This window comes from Actinomycetaceae bacterium MB13-C1-2 (assembly GCA_035621235.1).
Taxonomy (GTDB): Bacteria; Actinomycetota; Actinomycetes; order Actinomycetales; family Actinomycetaceae; genus Scrofimicrobium.
In genome coordinates this window covers 2,036,473-2,056,031 of the sequence record CP141731.1, presented here as the reverse complement: position 1 = coordinate 2,056,031, position 19,559 = coordinate 2,036,473, and the positions used below count along the sequence as shown (strand labels likewise).

The window sequence follows — 19,559 nt, the reverse complement described above, 5'->3', positions numbered from 1 at the left end:
CAGATGGCGTCTCCGGGCTGTAGCAACCTGGAGACGCCAAAAAACGACTGGAGACCTCGAAGTGCTCTGAGGGACTCAGTCTCTTGGTGGCGTGACCTGGACTAGCAAATCTTCTTTCGGTGGGAACCAAGACATCGCGTCGGCGTCAATCTGTTCGCCGGATCGAATGTCCTTTACCTGATCTCGTCCCTCTGCGGGGAACCACACAAACGGGATTCCGCGCTTGGACGCCATCCGAATTTGTTTTCCAAACTTCTGAGCGCTGGGCGCAACTTCGCAGTTCACCCCGCGATCCCTTAAAGTGGCGGCAACCCGGTCGGATAAAGGACGCTCATCCTCTGAGTTCACCGCGACCATAACGACCGAGGGTGAAGGGCGAGAGGGCTCCAGTAGTCTCTCCGAGAGAATTAGCGAGACCAGGCGCGTAACTCCGACGGACAGTCCCACACCCGGGTAGGTGCGTCTGCCCTCAGAGACCAGCGTGTCGTACCTGCCCCCCGAGCAGATCGAGCCCAAAGACTCATAGCCAGGAATGATCGTCTCGTAGACCGAGCCGGTGTAGTAGTCGAGCCCGCGCGCAATCCGGAGGGACGCTCTAACCTGACCGGGAGCCGAGGACGATGCGCCGTCAAGTAGCTCACAGAGCTCATCTAGACCCTGCTGCACTAGGTCACCGGTAAGTCCGAGTTCGCCTATCCTGTTTCTTAGTTCGTCCGCGCTGTCGGTGCTTATCTGCGCAATGGCGATAACCTGCTCGATCTGCGCTTGATTCAAACCGATCGCCTTGAGTTCCTCTGAAACTCCTTCGGCACCGATTTTATCGAGTTTATCCAGGCCACGCAGGGTTCCTTCAAAGTCTTCAATGCCTGCTGCCGAAACCAGTCCCTGGAGCAAACGCCGGTTGTTGACCTCCATCAGGACGGGCGGAATCCCTAGCCGTCCGAGTGCGTCAAGCATTACCCGGGCCGCCTCAACCTCGTGGTGAAAGGACAGAGTGTCGAAACCAACAATGTCGATGTCTGCCTGAGTGAACTCGCGGAAGCGTCCTTCTTGCGGACGTTCTCCACGCCAAACCTTTTGGATCTGATAGCGGCGGAGCGGAAACACTAACTCGTTCGCGTTCTGTAGAACGTACCTTGCCAGCGGAACGGTCAGATCAAAGTGCAGGCCGAGATCGCGACCTGTTGGCTCGGTCGTTAAGGTCCCCTTGGCGGCGTCCTCACGCACCGTCTGAAGTCTCTCTAAGAGATAGACCTGCTTTGAGGTTTCGCCCTTCGATTCGAGTGCTGATAGTGGCTCGACAGCCCTGGTCTCAATCCCGCTGAACCCGTGCAGTTCAAAGACGCGACGAAGGGTATCTTGGACAAAGACTTCTACCATCCTGTCTTCCGGTAACCATTCTGGGAAGCCAGAGACGCTCTGTTTTGCCACGGTGAAACTCCTTAGACAATAGGTCCGCCAAGCCCGAAACTCGTTAGTTGTCAGCCGACCTTGCAGGCTCGAAGGACGTAGGGATTAGTTTCCATCTCTTTAGCCCAGGTCGTTTGCGGTCCATGACCGGGAAGCAGAATAGTCGCGGGATCGAGTATGTTCCCTAGCGTACGTAGGCTCTGGCGCATCTCACGTTCATCACCGCCTGGAAGGTCGGTGCGGCCAACAGTTCCGGCAAACACAACGTCGCCCGAGAGCGCGAGTGGACTTGCTAAACCGTCTGCCCCGATCAGAAATATCGCTGATCCAGGCGAGTGTCCGGGCGCTGGGATGACGCGAGTGAAGATACCCTTTGCAGGTGAGAAGTTAAGCTCGTCCAGGGCAACAAGGTTCTCTGGCCTATTCCATGCCCCGAGATCGAAAGCCCCAACTTCAAAGCCGATTTCGCCTACTGGATCCTCGAGGAAAAAGCCGTCAGGTTCGGTGTAGTAGACAGGAATTGCAGATCCTTGCTTCTCCACCTGCGCAGAGTCCCATACGTGATCGACATGACCGTGAGTCAACAAAACCGATGCCACGCTCAGCTCGTTTTCTTCGAGGATCGCACCGACTGCCGATGCGGTTCCGGGACCCGGATCAACGACCACGGCCTCCCGTTGCCGGTCGTCCCAAAGGATGTAGCAACTTGAGTCAAAAAGCGATGCAAGAATCGAGCGTACTTCGAGCACTTCACTCCCTAGCGCGCGCTTGAAGAAATCTGGTCAAACCACATCTGCTTTGTGGCAAGCGCATCGGATACTTCCTTGGCGCGCTTCTTGTCGCCGGATTTTTCGGCGGCTGCCAGATCTTCCTTAAGCTCGTTTATGGAGTCCTCGAGTTGACTCAGCATGCCTTCGGCTCGTGCCTTTGTCTCGGGATCCGATCGTCGCCACTCTCGACTTTCTGCCTCGCGCAGTTCACGTTCGACCGCCTTGAGGCGCCCTTCAATGCGTCCGGAGTCACGGGAGCCCACTCGGCCGATCTCCTCCCAGCGATCTTGGATCGAGCGGAGCTTACGCTTCGCGTCCTCAAGATCAGTGATTGGCAAGAGCGCCTCGGCTTCCCCAGCAAGAGCTTCCTTCTGTGCGAGGTTCTCCGCAAACTCCTCGTTCGTCTGGCGATCGTGCTCGCGACGAGAGTCAAAAAAGACCTGTTGGGCTGCGCGGAATCTGGACCAGAGCTCGTCATCCTCCTTGCGAGAGGCTCGGCCGGCCTGTTTCCACTGGTCCATTAGGTTCCGATATGCCGAACTCGTGCCCCTCCAGTCATCGGAATTCTGCAGAGCGACTGCCTCCGCAATCAAGCGCTCCTTGGTTACCTTGGCTTCCTTCTGTTTTTGATCCAGGGCTGAGAAGTACTGTCGCCTGCCACGATCGAAGGTGGTTCGAGCGGAAGAAAAGCGCTTCCAGAGGCTGTCCTCGGTGGCCTTGTCTAGCCTGGGACCACCGCGCTGTTGGTCCTTCCACTCATCCAGAAGCTCACGTAGCTTTGCTCCCGACTGTTTCCACTGGATCTTTTCGGAGGGTTGCGCCGCGATGGCCTCCGCCGCCTCGACAATTGCGGTGCGGTCTGCCAACGCCTGCTCGCGCTGCTGTTTACGCTCCTCTTTCAACTGCTCGCGGCGCTCTTCGGATCGTTTTTCAAGATCCACCATGCGCGCCCGCAACAGTGGGATATCGCCGACTACATTTGGAGCAACAAGTTGTTCATTGAGCGTCTTTAGTGTTGACTCAATGTCTTTCGTAGGTAGCGTTGCCAGTCGCGCCTCAAACAGGTTTATCGTCGCTTCAAGGTCCAGGTAGCGCCGGGTGTAAAGTGCGAAGGAGTCTGCGGGAATCTCGTCAGGGTACTGCCCGACCTCCCGTTCTTCCTCCCCGTCCTTTACCCAGACTCGGCCCTGCTCATCAATGCGACCAAATGGGATCTCCAGTACCGCTCCCTCAGCCACGCTCGGATGCGCTTCGGGAACCGCGGCAACTTCTGCACTCGCCACGTGAGTCTCCGACTCATTCGGAGGGACGACGCTCACCTCCTCCACCACGGCGATGTCGGCGGGCGGAAGTTCCACCGGATTCGGAGTACTCTGCTCAGATTCAGGGCTGACGTTTTGGGTCACGGCTGTCCTAACGGATTTGGGCCCGAAGGCCATGGGCCTCACTTGGCATGAGGCGGCGCGGCAACGTATGCACCGCCCATCCTAGCGCGATTAACCGCCACTGTTATCCCGGACTACTGGGAGCCGGTCTTTGAGCCCATCCGCCGGGAGGCTTCAAAGACTCCGTCGACCCTGCGGAGCGAGTTCAGGACGGTATCTAGGTAGGTCACTCCCGGAAGCCCAAAGGTAAATCGCGCGGACGCTAACTGATCTCCCGTTGTCATCATTGATCCGGAAACGATGTCGACGCGGTGCTCCGCAAGAACCTTGGAGAGGTCGTTCAACAGGCCGGCACGATTGAGTGCTTTGATCTCAATCTCTACCAGATACTGGCCGCTCGTCTGATCGCCAGCCCACGAGACATCAACGAACCGTTCTGGGTGCTCCTCTTGTAGACGTACGGCGTTGATGCAGTCCACTCGGTGCACTGAGACTCCCTGGCCTCTGGTAATGAATCCAACGATGTCGTCACCGGGTACCGGGGTGCAGCATCGAGCTAGCTTGACCCATACCTCGTTCGAGCTCATCCCTTCAACGTTGACGGCAACTTCCGCGCCGGAACCACCACCGTGCGTAATACCACGTCCGGGTTGTACTCCCTCGGCCAGGGTCTCCTCAACCCCGTCTTCGCCGCCAAGATTCTCTACCAGCTTGCCAACCACGTTCTGCGCCGAGATGTGGTTCTCTCCGACGGCCGCATAGAGAGCGGACACGTCCTGATAGCCGAGTTCGGTCGCCACTGCTGTCAAAGCTTGATGGGTCATCAGCCGCTGTAGCGGAAGGTTCTGCTTCCGCATTGTTTTGGCAATGTGGGATTTGCCAAGATCGATGTGCTCTTCGCGTCGCTCGCGCGTGAACCAGGACTTTATCTTCGAGCGTGCCCTGGAGGACGCAGCGAACTCCAGCCAGTCGCGCGAGGGGCCGACCTTATCAGAGGACGAGGTAATTGCTTCAACCGTATCGCCTGACTCGAGCACGGTGTTCAAAGACACCAGACGCCCATTCACTCTTGCCCCCACCGTCTTGTGCCCCACCTCGGTGTGGACCGCGTATGCGAAATCGATAGGCGTGGACTTAGGAGGAAGTGCAATCACCTGACCACGTGGCGTGAATACGTAGACCTCATCGCCCGCTATTTCAAATCGCAGGGAGTCTAGGAACTCTTCTGGATCACCGGTCTCTTTCTCCATGTCGACCAGCATCCGAAGCCAGTTCATCTGCTCTTTGGGCGACATCTTGTCCGCGTCGGGACCTGCCTGACCGGGATTTTGCTTATAGCGCCAGTGTGCTGCTACGCCGTACTCCGCGCGCTCATGCATCTCGAAGGTTCTGATTTGAACCTCAATTGGCCTACCCCCCGGGCCAACTACCGTCGTGTGCAACGACTGATAAAGATTGAACTTCGGCATGGCGATGTAGTCTTTGAAGCGACCTGGGATCGGATTCCACCTAGCGTGAATTGCCCCAAGAACCGAATAACAATCCTTTACGGTTTCTACCAAAACACGTACAGCAATCAGATCGTAGATCTCGTCAAAGTGTTTCCCACGGACGATCATCTTCTGATAGATCGAGTAGTGGTGCTTCGGGCGACCGCTAACCACGCCCTTGACCTTGGAGTCTCGAAGATCATCCTCAATCATTGCAATGGCATCGGACAGGTACTTGTCACGCTTTGGAGCGCGCTCTGCAACGAGCTTATCGATTTCCTCGTACACGTCCGGGTAGAGCGTCTTGAACGACAGTTCCTCAAGTTCCCACTTGATGGTGTTCATCCCGAGTCGGTGCGCCAGCGGGGCGTAGATTTCCAGCGTTTCACGCGCTTTGCTCTTCGCGGACTCCGGGGCGACGTATCGCCAGGTGCGCGCATTGTGGAGCCGGTCCCCGAGCTTAATGAGCAGTACCCGGATGTCCTTGCTCATCGCCACGATCATTTTTCGCAGAGTCTCCGACTGTGCGGCCTGGCCATAGCGAATCTTGTCCAGTTTCGTGACTCCGTCGACCAGGTGTGCGATCTCGGAACCAAAGTCGGTCGTTAGCTGCTCAACCGTGTAGTCGGTGTCTTCTACCGTGTCGTGGAGTAGCGCGGCGACCAGGGTGGGAGGGGTCATGCCGATCTCGGCTAGGATCGTCGCTACCGCCACAGGGTGAGTAATGTACGGCTCACCCGACTTGCGAGTTTGGCCCCGGTGCCACTGTTCCGCCGTCTTGTAGGCGTCTTCAATTACTCCGACATCGGCCCGCGGATGATGAGCCTTGACGGCTCGAATCAGCGGTTCAATTTCGGGAATCGCTGTGCGGCCCCTGGACCCGAACCAGGACAGGCCAGAGCGAACAAAGGAGCCGGATGATCCGGTCTTTGGGGGCTCGGGTACCTGTGGTTCAGTCATTCCTAAATGATAGTTCTAACGTCAAACCGACCGCTTCGAACCGAGAAAAGTGAAAGCATCGCTTGACACCGCGCGATGCAGCATCGGCTAGTAATTCTCGTCCACCGCCACGATTGTCCCGATCGCGACATCTTCGAGTTTCTTTCGTCCGCCGAGTTCCGTGAGCTCGAGCAGCACTAGCAGACCGACTACTTCGGCACCGCACCGCTGCAGTAACTCAACCGCTGCGGAAGCCGTACCTCCCGTTGCCAACACATCGTCTACGATCAACACCCTGGCCCCTGCGGGCACTGTCTCGGGCCTGATCTCCAGCGACGCACTCCCGTACTCAAGTGTGTAATCAACGGAGATGACAGGCCCTGGAAGCTTGCCTTTCTTCCGAGCCGTAAGTAGCCCGATCCCCAGGTGTGTTGCCATTGGAGCCGCCAGAATAAAGCCGCGCGATTCCAATCCAACGACGTAATCGATTTTCCCGGCGTAAAGATCAGCCATTCCCGACGTCAGTGCTTCAAATGCGGGACCGTTCGCAAGTAGCGGCGTGATATCCCTAAAGAGCACCCCTTCCGTGGGGAAGTTCGGGATCAGGTCGATGTTTTCTTCAACGAGTCTCGCCAGATCTCCGGTGTGGGACTGGACGGCTGCGTCTTGGATGCTCATTTCGACTTCTTCCGTTTGGGTTGCGCCTTCTGCCCCAGGTGGTGTCCCGGGGTCTTACTTGCCACTGCGACGACGACCGCTTCCTCAGCCGAATCGGTGTGCGAGGACTTTTGGTTTGCTCCCGCTCGCGCTTCAATAATCTTCTGGTTCTTCGTGGCGGTCCGTCCGCGTCGGCTCTCGATCAATGCGAGCGCCGAGGGCGCAATAAAGATTGATGACAGGGCCGCAGCCAGCATGCCAACAAAAAGAGCGAGTGAAATGTCGGTAAGCGTTCCCGCCCCCAAAAGCAACGAGCCGATGAACAAAATCGATCCGACCGGTAGTAGCGCCACGACCGAGGTATTTATTGATCGAACCAGGGACTGGTTTACTCCCAGGTTTACTAGCTGGTTGTAGACGTACTTGTTTTGGTCCTGGAATCCGGAAGTGGTCTCTCTGATCTTGTCAAAGACCACGACCTTGTCATACAGGGAGTAGCCAAGAATTGTTAACAGACCGATTACGGTCGCTGGGGACACCTCCACCTGGGTTAGTGCAAAAAACCCCACGGTTACCAAGAGATCGTTGGCCAACCCGACAAGACCGGCAATACTGACAGACCATGATCGGAAGTATGCCGCCATGATAATCATGACTAGCACAACGAAGATCAGAATCGACTGCATCGCCTTCCGAGTCACGTCCTGTCCCCATGACGCGCCGACTGAGTTGGTATCTACCTGCTCCGGTGAAACCTCATAAGCCTCGGCTAAATCAGTACGAACTTGGGTGGTCGTGTTGGTGTCGAGAGTTCTGGTTTGGACCCTAATAGAATCGGAACCAAGTTGTGAGACTCGCACATTTTCCGTGATCCCGTCAGCGCCGAGCACGTCGTAAGCCGTCTGTTGGTTAGAGACCTGGGTTCCAGAAATAATGAACTGTGTCCCGCCTGCAAACTCAATCGACGGGTTAATCCCCCGGGCGAACAAAAGAACGATCGACAGCACCATCAGAGCAATGCTGATTCCCAGCCAGGTCCATGCCTTGCCAATGATGTTGTAAGAACGCTTTCCAGCGTAAAGCTGATTACCCCACTGCGCGAAACTAGCCACGGGTCGCCTCCGCTTCCTCGGTACCCTCATCAGCGACATCCGAAGGAGCCACTTCTATTTCTGCTGCCAGCCGAGCCAGACGCCGTCGCTCAGCAAGCGAAAGTTGCTCGCCGTCACTGACTACGACTCCAACTGCCACAGGCTCTTGTCTCGTCTGCGATGACGGCACCGACTTCTTAGAATCTGACTTAGTCTTCTTGTTATCAACAAGTTTGACTCCGCCTCGGCCTGTGTACACGAAGCCGGAGGAGGCACCTAGGTGCTCCGGGTCCAGACCCGAGAGCTTGTGTCCGCTACCAAAGAATCTGGTACGAATCAGCAACTCCATCATCGGGTGAGTGAACATAAAGACAACCAGCAGGTCAACCACGGTTGTGAGTCCGAGCGTGAATGCGAATCCTTGGACCCCGCCGACGGCCAGTAGATAAAGGACGGCCGCCGCGACAAGGTTAACCGTGTCCGAGATCAGGATGGTTCGTTTTGCACGATCCCAACCTTCTTCTACAGCCGCCTGTAGCGGTCTTCCCTCGCGAATCTCATCTCTGATTCTCTCGAAGTAGACGATGAAAGAATCCGCGGTAAAACCAATCGCCACAATCAGACCTGCAACACCCGGCAGGGAAAGCCGATACCCCATGGTCCAGGACAGAACCGTTATCAGCAGATAGACAATCGCAGCCGCCACAACAAGTGATCCGGCAGAAAGAACCGCTAGGCCCCGGTACTGCCAGATCATGAACAGAACGACCAGGCCGAGGCCGATAACGCCAGCCCAAAGACCCTTCTCAAGGTGGCTTGAGCCAAGCGTGGCCGAAATCTGTTGCTCAGATTGGACTTCAAAGTTCAGCGGAAGAGAACCAAACTTGAGGGAGTTCGCAACAGACTGGGCCTCGGCGGCCGTGTAGTTGCCGGTGATCTGTGCCTGCCCATCAACGATTACGGCGTTCATGGTCGCGGCAACGATAACGTTCCCGTCAAGCACGGTGGCAAAGCTACTTCTTGCCGGATCAGTTGTCTTGAACTCGTAGAGGCGTTTGGAAGTCTCCGCGAACTGCTCTCCGCCCTCTGAGTCAAACTGAAGATTCACCGCGTACTTACCGGTCGGTTGACCCGTCGATGTTGTCTCGGCTCCCGCAGAAGCGCTAGTCAGGTTTGTTCCTTCAACATCGACCGGACCGAGAATGTATTTTGAGGCACCGTTGACATTGCATGCGGCGTACGGTGCAGTCGGATCGTCCACCTCATCCTGAGTCATGGACTCGGGATCCGTGCAGTCCAAAAGCAGGAAATCACGCGCGACCTCGGGGGTGATCCATGCATACGAGGAGTGGTTGTCTTGTTCCTGCCCGTCGCCGAGTGCAACAAGCTCAGCCACGGCCGCTTCCATTATCGCGTCGGGATCGAGGTCCGCACTCTGGGCATCATCACCACTCTGCATTGCCTGCGCCGCAGCGACCGGGTCATAGGGGGCTGGACTGTTACTGGTGACAATAATCGATCTGAATCGCATTAGGGCAGATGAACGAACCAGCTCAAGGATGTTCTCGTCTGCCTCACCGGGAATCGTCACAACGATGTTGTCGGTCCCCAAAGTGGTGATCTCCGCTTCGGAGACACCCGAGGCGTCCACACGTTGGCGGATGATCCTGATGGCTTCGTTCATGTCGTCCTGGGAGACCTCGCGGTCCGTGGCTCCCTCCTGTAAACGGGGAGTCAGGATCAACTGAGTGCCGCCTTCGAGGTCGGCAGCGAGTTTGGGGGTGAATGTGGCACCCTGCGTGAAATGACCTAGGGTCAGTGCAAGCACTCCGAGCACGAACAGTACTGCGAGAGTGGTGAGCGTTCTGCCTGGTTTACGAGTCTTACTAGCCAAGTTTGGTACAGCCCGATTCTTAAATAATTCCTGTGTTAGTTGCCCTAGGGCGTTCGTCCGTCCGGTGGCGGGCGACTACTTCTCCGTCTTTTCCTCGCTGTCCTCGGACCCATCGTCCTGGGTCAGCTCAAGAAACGCCGCGTCGATGTCGGCGGTGTCGGACGGTGCTTCGTCGGTGGCAACACTCTGCTCGATCCCAGCGTCATCGGCGGATGAAGTCACCTCATTTGCAGCGAGTTCTTCATCGAGCACTGCCTCAAACGGAGGATCAATAACTCCCTTGATGGCGGCCTGCAACCAGTAGGTCTCTTCACCGCTCGGTGTTTCAAGGATGACGACGTCTCCGTCAACGTCAATGAATCGACCAAAGAAACCAGAGAAGGTCTGAACCCATGCCCCAGCAACCATCGCCTCATTCATCATCTTTTCGCGCTCAGCCTTCTGCTTCTGCTGAGATCTTTTTGCGAAAGAGTTCATCAGGAATAGGCCGCCCATAAGCAGCACAAGCATGATGATGAATTCAATACCCACTATTACGTCCTATCGCCGATTTTGCAGAGTCTGCGCCCTGAGAAGTCTAGGCCATCACGCCACAATAATTGAACGCGCGATTAACTAGCTGAACAGAGTGTCGCCCACAGGCGGCTCCATTCCGAGGTGCTTCCAAGCCTTTACTGTAGCGACTCGGCCCTTCGGCGTGCGCATTAGGAACCCCTGCCGAACCAGGTACGGTTCCGAAACCGTCTCTAGAGTCTCCGCTTCTTCGCCAACGGTGTGCGACAGCGTCGTTAGCCCGACCGGGCCGCCTGCAAAGTTGCCGCAAATCACTTCTAGCACCGCGCGATCGAGGCGATCAAGGCCCAGACCATCAACCTGGAACAGACTGAGCGCCTCTCGCGCGCTACGAAGCGAGACCGAGGACTCCCCTTGAACCTGGGAGTAGTCAACAACCCGGCGTAGCAAGCGATTTGCGATGCGCGGCGTCCCCCGAGATCGCCCGGCAATCTCATCTGCGGCGCTCGGGTCGAGTCCGGCGTTGAGCAACTTTCCAGAACGTCGAACGACCCGCGCTAGATCCTCATCAGAGTAAAACTCTAGGTGCGCCGTGAATCCAAACCGGTCGCGAAGCGGTGCTGGAAGTAGGCCGGATCGCGTAGTCGCACCAATCACAGTGAACCTTGGCAAAGTGAGCGGGATAGAAGTGGCCCCCGGTCCTTTGCCAACAATGATGTCTACCCGAAAGTCCTCCATCGCCAGGTACAGCATTTCCTCAGCGGTTCGCGCCAAGCGATGGATCTCGTCAATAAACAAGATATCTCCGGGCTGAAGCGAGGAGAGTATCGAAGCAAGATCGCCCGCGTGTTGAATGGCCGGACCCGATGTCAGACGCAGCGACGCTCCCATTTCTGCGGCAATAATCATTGCTAGCGTCGTCTTACCGAGGCCCGGTGGCCCGACGAGTAGCACATGATCGGCCGGTTCGTCTCTGCCCCGCGCCGCGTCAAGAACGACTGCAAGCTGACGTCTGACGGCGGGTTGGCCGATAAACTCACCCAGAGTCCTTGGCCTTAGAGCCGCCTCCGCAGCGCGTTCAATCTCTGAAGCATCCGGCGCAACAACACGCGACTCAAAAACTTCGTAGTCACCTTGATCCTCAAACGGGTCCACAGTAGGTTCCACTTTCTAGCCACCCAGCCTTCCATCACGGGCGACTGCCAAAGCATCCCGAATCATCGAGCCGATGTCGGAGTATTCCCCTTCGAGGGCGTCCACAGCACGCTGAGCAACCGCACGAGGATAGCCAAGTTGCTCCAGTCCCGCTTCAACGGACTCACGCATTCCAGAGTCGTGATGCGAGGCCGACTGTGTGCTTTCGGCGACTGACACCGAGCCAAGCTTGTCCCCGATTTCAAGCGTCATGCGCTGCGCGGTCTTCTTTCCAACGCCGGGAATTCGGGCCAGTGCAGTTAGATCCGCATTGGCGACGGCGATCCGTAGCCCATCCGCTCCAAGTTCATTTATCGCTGCCAGAGCGAGCCGAGGTCCGATCCCGCTCACCGTGAGTAGCACGTCAAACACGTCGCGCTCCCCCGCTGACTCGAATCCGAACAGCGTCAGTGAGTCCTCGCGCACGATTAACGAGGTGTGTACTTCAAGAACAGAACCAGCCGAAACCGCCGCCCCTAGCCCGGAGATCATGGACGCGGGAACCTCAACTCGCAGTCCAATTCCTCCGACCTTAAGCACCAGGTGATCGATTCCGGCGCTTATCACCGGTCCCTCTATGAATGAGATCATCACGGCCCCCAATCGAACAACTGTACGATACCAGGGGTAACCGACATCTTGCGGAGCATGCCTTGTACCTACCTAGGATTGCGGTGACGACGCGGGTCGACAGCGCCGCTACGGCGCTGATTTGCCTGCGCTTCAACCCAGATTCTCTGCGCTGGAGTTAGTGAGCCGGTAGCGCTGACCTTTCCCGAAAGGGATACCTCCACGGCGCTGTCGCTTCCTGCTCCTAGCAATCCTGTGCCGCGCCAGGCGTGACAAATCGCAATCGCGAGTGCATCGGCCGCATCGGCAGGCTTTGGTGGCTTCTCGAGTCGCAGAATTCGCGCGACCATGTGTTGCACCTGAGCCTTGTCTGCCCTTCCTGAGCCGGTGACGGCGGCCTTTACCTCGGAAGGGGTATAAACAGCCATCGGCAGTCCGCGTCTTCCAACCTCGGTCATTACGGCACCCATGACCTGCATTGTTGTTGTCACTGACTGAAGGTTGTCCTGTGTAAAAACCCGTTCAATCGCAACAACCTCGGGCCCGAACTCGGTCATCTTTTCACTCACGGCATCCGCGACGTCCCGCAGGCGAAAGTGTGTCGCCATCGACTGGCGGGTGCGCGTTACGGAGACATCAACGAGGTTCGCGCGTCTAGCTTCATCGACATCGACAATACCGAGACCACAACGAGTGAGCCCAGGGTCAACTCCGAGTACCCGCAACCCGGCCTCCTCAACTCGTCATAGAACAGATAGCTTTCTGCTAGTGTTCCACGCCGCAAACCCGCTCCCTATCTCACGCGCCGAGCCAACACCTCTCGGTAGCACCCTCGTTCGACCTGCCCCGATGAGCCTTCGTCCGCCTACCTTGTGATGCTCGGCCTCGTCACGCGATCTAGGGGACAAGTTTGCGGTATGGGGCACTAGTCTTCTTCAAGTTCGGCCATTACCTCGTCAGGCACCGACATGTTGGTGAAAACGTTTTGAACATCGTCGGAGTCCTCGAGCGCATCGATCAGCCGAATTACTTTCCTTGCGCCGTCGATATCAACGACGGATTCTGTTGATGCGACAAATTCGGCTTCTGACGAGTTGTAGTCGATGCCAGCCGCCTGGAGTGCCTCACGCACCGCCGTCAGATCAGTAGGGGCGCAGGTGATGGTAAATACGTCTCCGCTCTGTTCGACCTCTTCGGCACCGGCATCAAGGACCGCTTCGAAGATCGAGTCTTCATCCGTTCCCTCCGCCGGAACCTCGATGATGCCCTGCCGAGAGAACAGGTACGAGACAGAGCCGGGACTAGCCAGCGAACCGCCGCTCCGAGTCAGCGCAAGGCGAACATCTGAAGCCGCCCGATTCTTGTTGTCGGTAAGACATTCGATGAGGACAGCGACCCCGCCTGGAGCGTATCCCTCATACATGATCGACTGGTAGTCGGCTCCCCCGGCCTCAGCGCCAGAGCCGCGCTTTACGGCACGGTCGATGTTGTCCGCCGGAACCGAATTCTTCTTCGCCTTCTGGATCGCATCGTAGAGAGTGGGGTTCGCGTCGGGGTCTCCACCCCCGGTGCGTGCGGCCACCTCGATGTTCTTAACGAGACGTGCGAATAGCTTGCCTCGCTTAGCGTCGATGGCGGCCTTCTTGTGCTTTGTTGTTGCCCACTTAGAGTGACCTGACATGGTTCCTCTCCCTCACGATTGCTCGGCCATTGATTCTACACGGCTCTGGGTGACGGCCCCCAGGCCCCCGTCCTGTTCGTCACCAAGCTCAACGAACTCGCCGTCCCACCCAGTTGCCCATCGCTGTACCAACTGCGGCAGTGAGAGCGGGTAGACGGTCTCCTTTTCTGATAGCTCCAGAAGCTCTTCCGGGGTGAACCATCTGAACTCGTCGAGGGTCTGATTCTCTAGTTCTGTCAGACCACCGTCCGTTAGTCTCGGAGCCGAAGAACGCAGGAACGCAATATAAAAGACCTCATCTTGGCGGGCCACGACGTTTCTAAAACGGAAGACCGCCTTTCGGTGCATTACCGGTCCATCGATAGTTCGTGCGATGGACCCGATATTGAGTCCTGTCTCTTCGCGAGCCTCCCGAAGTGCTCCTTCGAGTTGCGATTCGGTCCGATCAAGACCTCCACCAACAGTGAACCACCACCTGTGATCAAGATCGTGGGTGTCGTGGCCTCGGATCAGCAGTACGCGCCCATCAGCGTCGAAAATAATCAGTCGCGCGGCGTCGCGGCTTGGGACTCCGTCCGAGTCAAGCACCCACTCTGGTCCTAGATCGGTCACGGTCTTCCTCCCGTCGAACTTGCCGCGTATATTTCGCCCAAATGCAGATACGTCTCCCGATACTCAGCCAGTGCTAAGAGCGATTCGCGGGCGTTGTCCACTCGCTTTGGATCAGGTCCAGCTTGCTCCATGTTTGATTGGTCAAGACCAAGACGACCGGCCGTTTGGAGATACTTCCGCATGGCGACCTTGGCTGGTCTGCCTACTTTTCGAGCCCACCTGCGAGCATACTTTCGTGCCTGGGCATCGGTGACCATCTTCTCCTCCGCGGGGCTGATCCAGCCCGTTGCCACGTAGGAGGAAAGGCCGGAACGAATCTGTCGCATCTGTCTGTTCCCCTGTGTTGAGACCCAAACAAGCCATCCGACAAACAGTGGTACTTCAATTAGCACATAGAACAAGAGCCAGGTTGAACTTCCTACAGAAGCCAATCCGTTCCACAGTGCATGAGTCAACATCGCCAATGCGAAACCAACAGCGATGCGCCAGAACCACGACCATGCACCGGTCCCCTTCAGGATTGCCGAGGCAAAGAAAAATCCAATGAACGAAGTAGCCATCGGATGTATGAAGGGACTCAGGACCAGCCGACCGACAATGGTCGCTCCAAGAACTGCGCTACTGTCAGTTTGTGCCTGCAGAAAATACTGGATGTTCTCAACAAAGGCGAAAGCCGCTCCAGCGGTACCCGCAATTACCAGTCCATTTGTGGCGGAGACTATTCGGTTACGGCAAATTAGCAGAACGAGTATTACTCCCCCGCCCTTTAGTAGCTCTTCCGAAAGTGGAGCCACAACCGTAGCGGCTATCGTCTCGGCTCTACTCATGTCACCCAATGTCGCAATGAAGTCGGCGAGAAGCGCTGAGTTAATTACGCTTGCAATCACCGTTGCGATTCCCGCCCCCCAAAGGGCCGCAAGCACAACGTATCTGGCTTCAATCGGAGCAAACCGATCGGCCCTGATCAGCACAGTAAGGACGAGCAACAGGGGCACTGTCGAGATGAGGGCGAACAGCCCGACCGAGCCGATGTCACGCTGCGAGACGAACAGATACATTGATGTAGCGATGCCCAGGGCCGAAAGCAAGACTATGGCAAGCTCACCCTTGCTGGCTCCGCGCCACCAGTTCCGCAGAGACGCTCTCCCCTTGTTCTGCCCTGCCGCTGGCCCATCTGCAACGGGGCTCTCAGAAGATTGCCCCGCAAACGGACCCGCCATGGTCCAGCCCTCACGCTCCATCTCGGGACGCTGGGAAGACAGCCGATATCGCTCCCACGGAGAGGAAAATGCCTGTTCGTCGTCCTTAGGTCGTTCGCTCCAAGCCTGCTCAGTCACCGAAAACCCGATCATCCAGTTCCACCGGATGCGGCAGTTCGGCACTTCCAGCCAGGTGCAACGCCTTCGGTAGCCTACGGTCGCGGAGCGCCAGAGTTAGGGAGACATCCTGGTTGTGAAGGGTTCGAATCAGTTCCGCTCGATTACACGCCTCTATCAAAGCCTCTAGCTGAGCTCCAGAGACCGGGTCTGTCTTCATTTCGGCGCACAGATCCTCGGTCATGCACACGCGGAGCACTTCACTAAGATCAGACTCGGCCCGTAGTCGGGCGAGGGTTGCAGGCTCATTACTTTCGTCAGATCCGAGTCCTTTGATGACCAAAGGGACCCCTGCCAGGCTAATTTCGTCCGTTGCTGCCCGCCGCATCTCGGTGGCGCGATCAGATGGAACCTGCACCAGATCAGCGGTCCTCATGGTCTCTGCCGCCCGCTTAATCAGTTGGCGATTTAGGTTAACTCGGTTCGACTCGACCCGACGGTGGAGCCTGTCAATTCTCTTGGCCATTCGAAGGCTCAAGAGTCCTAGCGTGATAATGGCCAGGATTCCGAGGACTACCAAGAGCCATAACTGCCAGTTCATCTGCCTCCTCCAGATGCGAAGCGCTCATGCAGGTTCTCGTAGGCCGTACCCGTCGATGGCCTCGGACCCCAGGGAAGAACTGCGTCATAAATCGCAAGCAATCGATCTGTCACTGTCTGCCAGTCGTAGATCTGGGCTCTCTCGGCTCCCAGGTTCGCCAACCTTTCAGTCCTGGTCGGATCTGCGATAGCGGCACTGATCGTTTTGGCAAGGGCCGTTGAATCGCCAACCGGGAATAGGTCCCCGGCGCGTCCCTGGTCCAGTACTGCCTCGAACGCGGCAATATCGGACGCGATCACCAGAGTCTTAGCCGCCATTGCCTCGACTAAGACAATCCCAAATGACTCCCCGCCGGTCTGTGGTGCCACGTATGCGGTGGCACCTGAAAGAAGCGAAGCCTTGTCCTCGTCTGTGATCTCCCCAAGAAGCTGAACTGAATCGGGGTGTTTTTCAATGAGTTCATGCAGCGAATCCGCTTCGCCGCGACCCGCCACCAGGAACCGCGTGCCGGGATGCTCCCGTAGGACGTCCTCTATTGCGCCGGCAAAGACCGGCAGTCCTTTACGCGGTTCGTCAAGACGACCAAGGAAGACGATAACCGGACGGTCCGAAGTGGCCTCCCATTCCGGCCTTGGAACCGCTGACGAGAACTGCCTGGTAAATACGCCATTCGGCACGATAATCGCATCGCCGGAATGATGTTCAACAAGAGTTCGTTTTGCCTCTTCAGAAACGGCTACGCGGGCGGCGATCTTCTCTAGCGACGGCGCTACCAGCCCGGCCGTCATTCCGCGAAGTCTAGAGTGATTCATTGCCGAATGAAACGTCGCCACGACCGGAACCCGTGCCCGCATAAGCGCGATAAGACCGACCGATAGGGTTCCCGGTTCGTGTATGTGGAGAACATCGAAGTCATTCTTCTCAAGCCATTTTCGCGTCTTTCGGTCGACCTTGGGTCCGAATGCAAGGCGCGCCACCGAGCCGTTGAACCGAACCGCAAAGGACGAACCCACCGAGTCAAGCCAGGGGGGAAGGTCCTCGTTCTGCGAGGGGGCGAGCACACGGACGTAGTGACCTCTGCGAATCAGTTCTTCGGCAAGGTCTCTAACGTGAAACTGCACTCCACCCGGCGCATCAAATGAGTAGGGACAAACGATTCCAACTCGCATTACTCCGCCTCCTGTGCCCGCTGGCGAGCGCGTGCAAGCCGCTCGGGATCAAGGTCGTCAACGAAGACCTTCTGCATCATGTGCCAGTCAACCATGTGATCGATCATTACAGGGGAAATCTCGTCCACCCAGGCTCGAGTGAGTGCTTCCGTTTCGGTCTCACCCTCGCGCAACTCGGGCATCTTCACAGGGTCGGAAAAGTGCGCTCTGATGTTCCATCTTCCCCGGTCGTAGACATACGAAATGTGCCCGGCAATCAAAGGCCGTCCGAGCTTGAGAGCAAGCGCCGCTGGCCCGGCCGCCACCAGCGCCTTGGAGCCTCCGAGGCGAACCTCAATCCCAGATCCCGAAATGTCGCGATCAGCCAGAAGCGGAACCAGGACGGGGCGACCTCGTGTCTTCTCAACCAATTCGGCGAAGACGTGATCGCCGGGACCCACCCCGATTATCTCCATCCCAAGGGACTCTCGAAACTCGACGAACTGCTCAAAGAGGTCTTCGGGGTTCAGTTTCTCTGCCACAGTGACGATCTTGCCGTGGGTCTGGCAGAACCATGCACCGGCAAGATCCCAGTTGCCGGAGTGGGTTAGCGCCAAGACAAGTGGGCCGTCTTCAAGCCATTCGGCATCTCGGGCTCCGTCCGGCCAAACGCATCCATTTGCAATCTCGGCGGTGTTCCACCCCGAGAGGGTAAACATTTGCGCAAAGCAACGAAAGTACGAACGCACTCCCTCGCGCAGTTCTTTTTTCGATATCTTTCGCCCGCTGAGCCGCTCGTAGTTTTTCCGCATTTGCTGAACAGAGGAGCCACCCAGAAGGTAGACAATATCCGCTACGAGATGGGCAAACCAGATCACCAGTCCCTGTGGAAGCTTCGGCAGAACCTTCCAGGCGATCCTATAGACGGCGGCAATCACGAGGTTGCTGGCTCCTGTCCTCCGGTCGACCCGTCGTTCTCCTCCACGAGCCCATCCTTGAGTTCCCTGTGGGTTACCACCATGCGCTGAACTACCGTCACACTCGAAGCGAATGCGACCCAGGTCAGACCAACGGCGTAGAGCCACAGTGGCACACCCAAATCAGTGAAACCGGCTCCGACGAGTGCAATGATTAGGCGATCTGTGCGTTCCGCGATTCCTACTTTGGCAATCACCCCGAAATTCTCCGCGCGAGCCCTGGCGTATGGGACCACGCCAATCGCGGTCATACAGACGATTCCGGAGATGATTGAAACGGTCCGAACAGCACCGTCGGGCAGTCCGACAATCGCCCACCAGAGGAGCGACCCGAAGACGATTCCGTCCGTGATCCTATCCATCGTGGAATCGAGAAATGCTCCATATTTCGACGACTGCCCTGTCATACGGGCCAGGATTCCGTCGATCGAATCTGCAAACAGCACCAGGCCGACTAACACGCCACCGACAAAAAGATATCCCCTGGCAATCAATCCGAACGATATTGCCGTGACGAGCAACGCCGAAGTGTACGTGATCATGTTTGGCGTCACGCCCATCCGGTGTAGACCCCTTGCCACCGGAGTGAAGATCGCCTTCGTAACCGAGCGACCGTGGTTTCCCAGAACCATCTATCTTTTTCCTTCTTGAGGGCCGTCTTCCACCCCGACGCTCCCCCACGCATTCGCGAGGAGCCCACGGGCTTCCTCAAGCAGCTGTGGGATCGCCTTGGTTCTGGCGATTATCGGGAAGAAGTTCGAATCTCCACCCCATCGAGGGACAATGTGCTGGTGGAGGTGAGCCGCTATTCCCGCTCCGGCTACCTCTCCCTGGTTCATCCCGAGGTTGAAACCAGCCGGTCCAGAAACTGAACGCAGTACCCGCATTGCGTGAGCTGTCAGCTCACCTATCTCGATTCGCTCGGCATCGGCGAGTTCGGTGTAGTCGGCAATATGCCTGTATGGACAAACAAGAAGATGACCGGAGTTGTATGGGAACAGGTTCATCAGCACAAAGCAGTTATTGCCTCGATGAACTATCAATCCCTCTTCATCAGGTTGCGAAGGTGCCGCACAGAAAGGGCACTGACTCGTATCGGAACCGTGATCGTGATCGCCATTGATGTAGGCCATCCGATACGGCGTCCACAGGCGCTGAAACCCGTCCGGAACACCCGCCAGACTCCGGGCGTCCTCAACTTCAAGAACACCACCGTTCCCCGTGGAATCGAACTCGTTGTCCACCGTCACGTTGACTTTGCCGTTGACAGTCGGCTCAGTCTTGGCGCTCTCCGTAGAATTCCGGGTCATT

Annotated in this window: 19 protein-coding genes; all 19 read right to left on the bottom strand. The window is 57.1% G+C overall.

Going from position 1 to position 19,559, the window contains the following annotated elements; genetic code table 11:
* Positions 1–75: 75 nt before the first annotated feature.
* Positions 76–1,431 (bottom strand): histidine--tRNA ligase, encoded by a 1,356-nt coding sequence (gene hisS / locus U6G28_09155; GenBank protein WRS29681.1) that lies wholly within the window; start codon positions 1,429–1,431, stop codon positions 76–78.
* A 50-nt stretch (positions 1,432–1,481) separates the two neighbouring features.
* The gene (locus U6G28_09150) at positions 1,482–2,159 is read right to left on the bottom strand and encodes an MBL fold metallo-hydrolase (GenBank protein ID WRS29680.1); all 678 of its coding nucleotides are present in this window, start codon (positions 2,157–2,159) and stop codon (positions 1,482–1,484) included.
* Between the two features lie 8 nt (positions 2,160–2,167).
* Entirely contained in the window at positions 2,168–3,463 is a 1,296-nt protein-coding gene (locus U6G28_09145; protein WRS31225.1) for a DUF349 domain-containing protein, read from the bottom strand.
* Positions 3,464–3,699: 236 nt separating this feature from the next.
* Positions 3,700–6,015 carry a bifunctional (p)ppGpp synthetase/guanosine-3',5'-bis(diphosphate) 3'-pyrophosphohydrolase gene (locus U6G28_09140; protein ID WRS29679.1) on the bottom strand — a complete coding sequence of 772 codons (2,316 nt, stop codon included), beginning with the start codon at positions 6,013–6,015 and terminating at the stop codon, positions 3,700–3,702.
* Positions 6,016–6,102: 87 nt separating this feature from the next.
* Positions 6,103–6,672, bottom strand: coding sequence for an adenine phosphoribosyltransferase (locus U6G28_09135; protein ID WRS29678.1), 570 nt, complete (start codon positions 6,670–6,672; stop codon positions 6,103–6,105).
* The gene (secF, locus tag U6G28_09130; protein WRS29677.1) at positions 6,669–7,763 is read right to left on the bottom strand and encodes a protein translocase subunit SecF; all 1,095 of its coding nucleotides are present in this window, start codon (positions 7,761–7,763) and stop codon (positions 6,669–6,671) included. Before secF ends, U6G28_09135 begins: the two co-directional genes overlap by 4 nt.
* Positions 7,756–9,636 (bottom strand): protein translocase subunit SecD, encoded by a 1,881-nt coding sequence (gene secD, locus U6G28_09125; GenBank protein ID WRS29676.1) that lies wholly within the window; start codon positions 9,634–9,636, stop codon positions 7,756–7,758. The genes secF and secD overlap by 8 nt, the downstream gene beginning before the upstream one ends.
* Positions 9,637–9,711: 75 nt before the next feature.
* A complete protein-coding gene (locus U6G28_09120) occupies positions 9,712–10,167 on the bottom strand; it encodes a preprotein translocase subunit YajC (protein ID WRS29675.1) in 456 nt (151 codons plus the stop codon).
* 84 nt (positions 10,168–10,251) lie between these two features.
* Positions 10,252–11,316, bottom strand: coding sequence for a Holliday junction branch migration DNA helicase RuvB (gene ruvB / locus U6G28_09115; GenBank protein WRS29674.1), 1,065 nt, complete (start codon positions 11,314–11,316; stop codon positions 10,252–10,254).
* 3 nt (positions 11,317–11,319) lie between these two features.
* A complete protein-coding gene (gene ruvA / locus U6G28_09110) occupies positions 11,320–11,934 on the bottom strand; it encodes a Holliday junction branch migration protein RuvA (GenBank protein ID WRS29673.1) in 615 nt (204 codons plus the stop codon).
* Between the two features lie 68 nt (positions 11,935–12,002).
* Positions 12,003–12,638 carry a crossover junction endodeoxyribonuclease RuvC gene (gene ruvC / locus U6G28_09105; GenBank protein ID WRS29672.1) on the bottom strand — a complete coding sequence of 212 codons (636 nt, stop codon included), beginning with the start codon at positions 12,636–12,638 and terminating at the stop codon, positions 12,003–12,005.
* A 200-nt stretch (positions 12,639–12,838) separates the two neighbouring features.
* Positions 12,839–13,594 (bottom strand): YebC/PmpR family DNA-binding transcriptional regulator, encoded by a 756-nt coding sequence (locus tag U6G28_09100; protein ID WRS29671.1) that lies wholly within the window; start codon positions 13,592–13,594, stop codon positions 12,839–12,841.
* A gap of 12 nt (positions 13,595–13,606) precedes the next feature.
* Positions 13,607–14,206 carry an NUDIX domain-containing protein gene (locus U6G28_09095; GenBank protein ID WRS29670.1) on the bottom strand — a complete coding sequence of 200 codons (600 nt, stop codon included), beginning with the start codon at positions 14,204–14,206 and terminating at the stop codon, positions 13,607–13,609.
* A complete protein-coding gene (locus U6G28_09090; protein ID WRS29669.1) occupies positions 14,203–15,558 on the bottom strand; it encodes a PrsW family intramembrane metalloprotease in 1,356 nt (451 codons plus the stop codon). The genes U6G28_09095 and U6G28_09090 overlap by 4 nt, the downstream gene beginning before the upstream one ends.
* Complete coding sequence (locus U6G28_09085; protein WRS29668.1) at positions 15,536–16,123, bottom strand: hypothetical protein; 588 nt, start codon at positions 16,121–16,123, stop codon at positions 15,536–15,538. The genes U6G28_09090 and U6G28_09085 overlap by 23 nt, the downstream gene beginning before the upstream one ends.
* Complete coding sequence (locus tag U6G28_09080; protein ID WRS29667.1) at positions 16,120–17,292, bottom strand: glycosyltransferase family 4 protein; 1,173 nt, start codon at positions 17,290–17,292, stop codon at positions 16,120–16,122. The genes U6G28_09085 and U6G28_09080 overlap by 4 nt, the downstream gene beginning before the upstream one ends.
* Positions 17,292–18,209, bottom strand: a complete 918-nt coding sequence (locus U6G28_09075; protein WRS29666.1) for a phosphatidylinositol mannoside acyltransferase — start codon at positions 18,207–18,209, stop codon at positions 17,292–17,294. The genes U6G28_09080 and U6G28_09075 overlap by 1 nt, the downstream gene beginning before the upstream one ends.
* Entirely contained in the window at positions 18,206–18,880 is a 675-nt protein-coding gene (locus tag U6G28_09070; protein ID WRS29665.1) for a CDP-alcohol phosphatidyltransferase family protein, read from the bottom strand. Before U6G28_09070 ends, U6G28_09075 begins: the two co-directional genes overlap by 4 nt.
* Positions 18,881–19,558, bottom strand: a complete 678-nt coding sequence (locus U6G28_09065; GenBank protein ID WRS29664.1) for an HIT domain-containing protein — start codon at positions 19,556–19,558, stop codon at positions 18,881–18,883.
* Position 19,559: the final 1 nt, after the last annotated feature.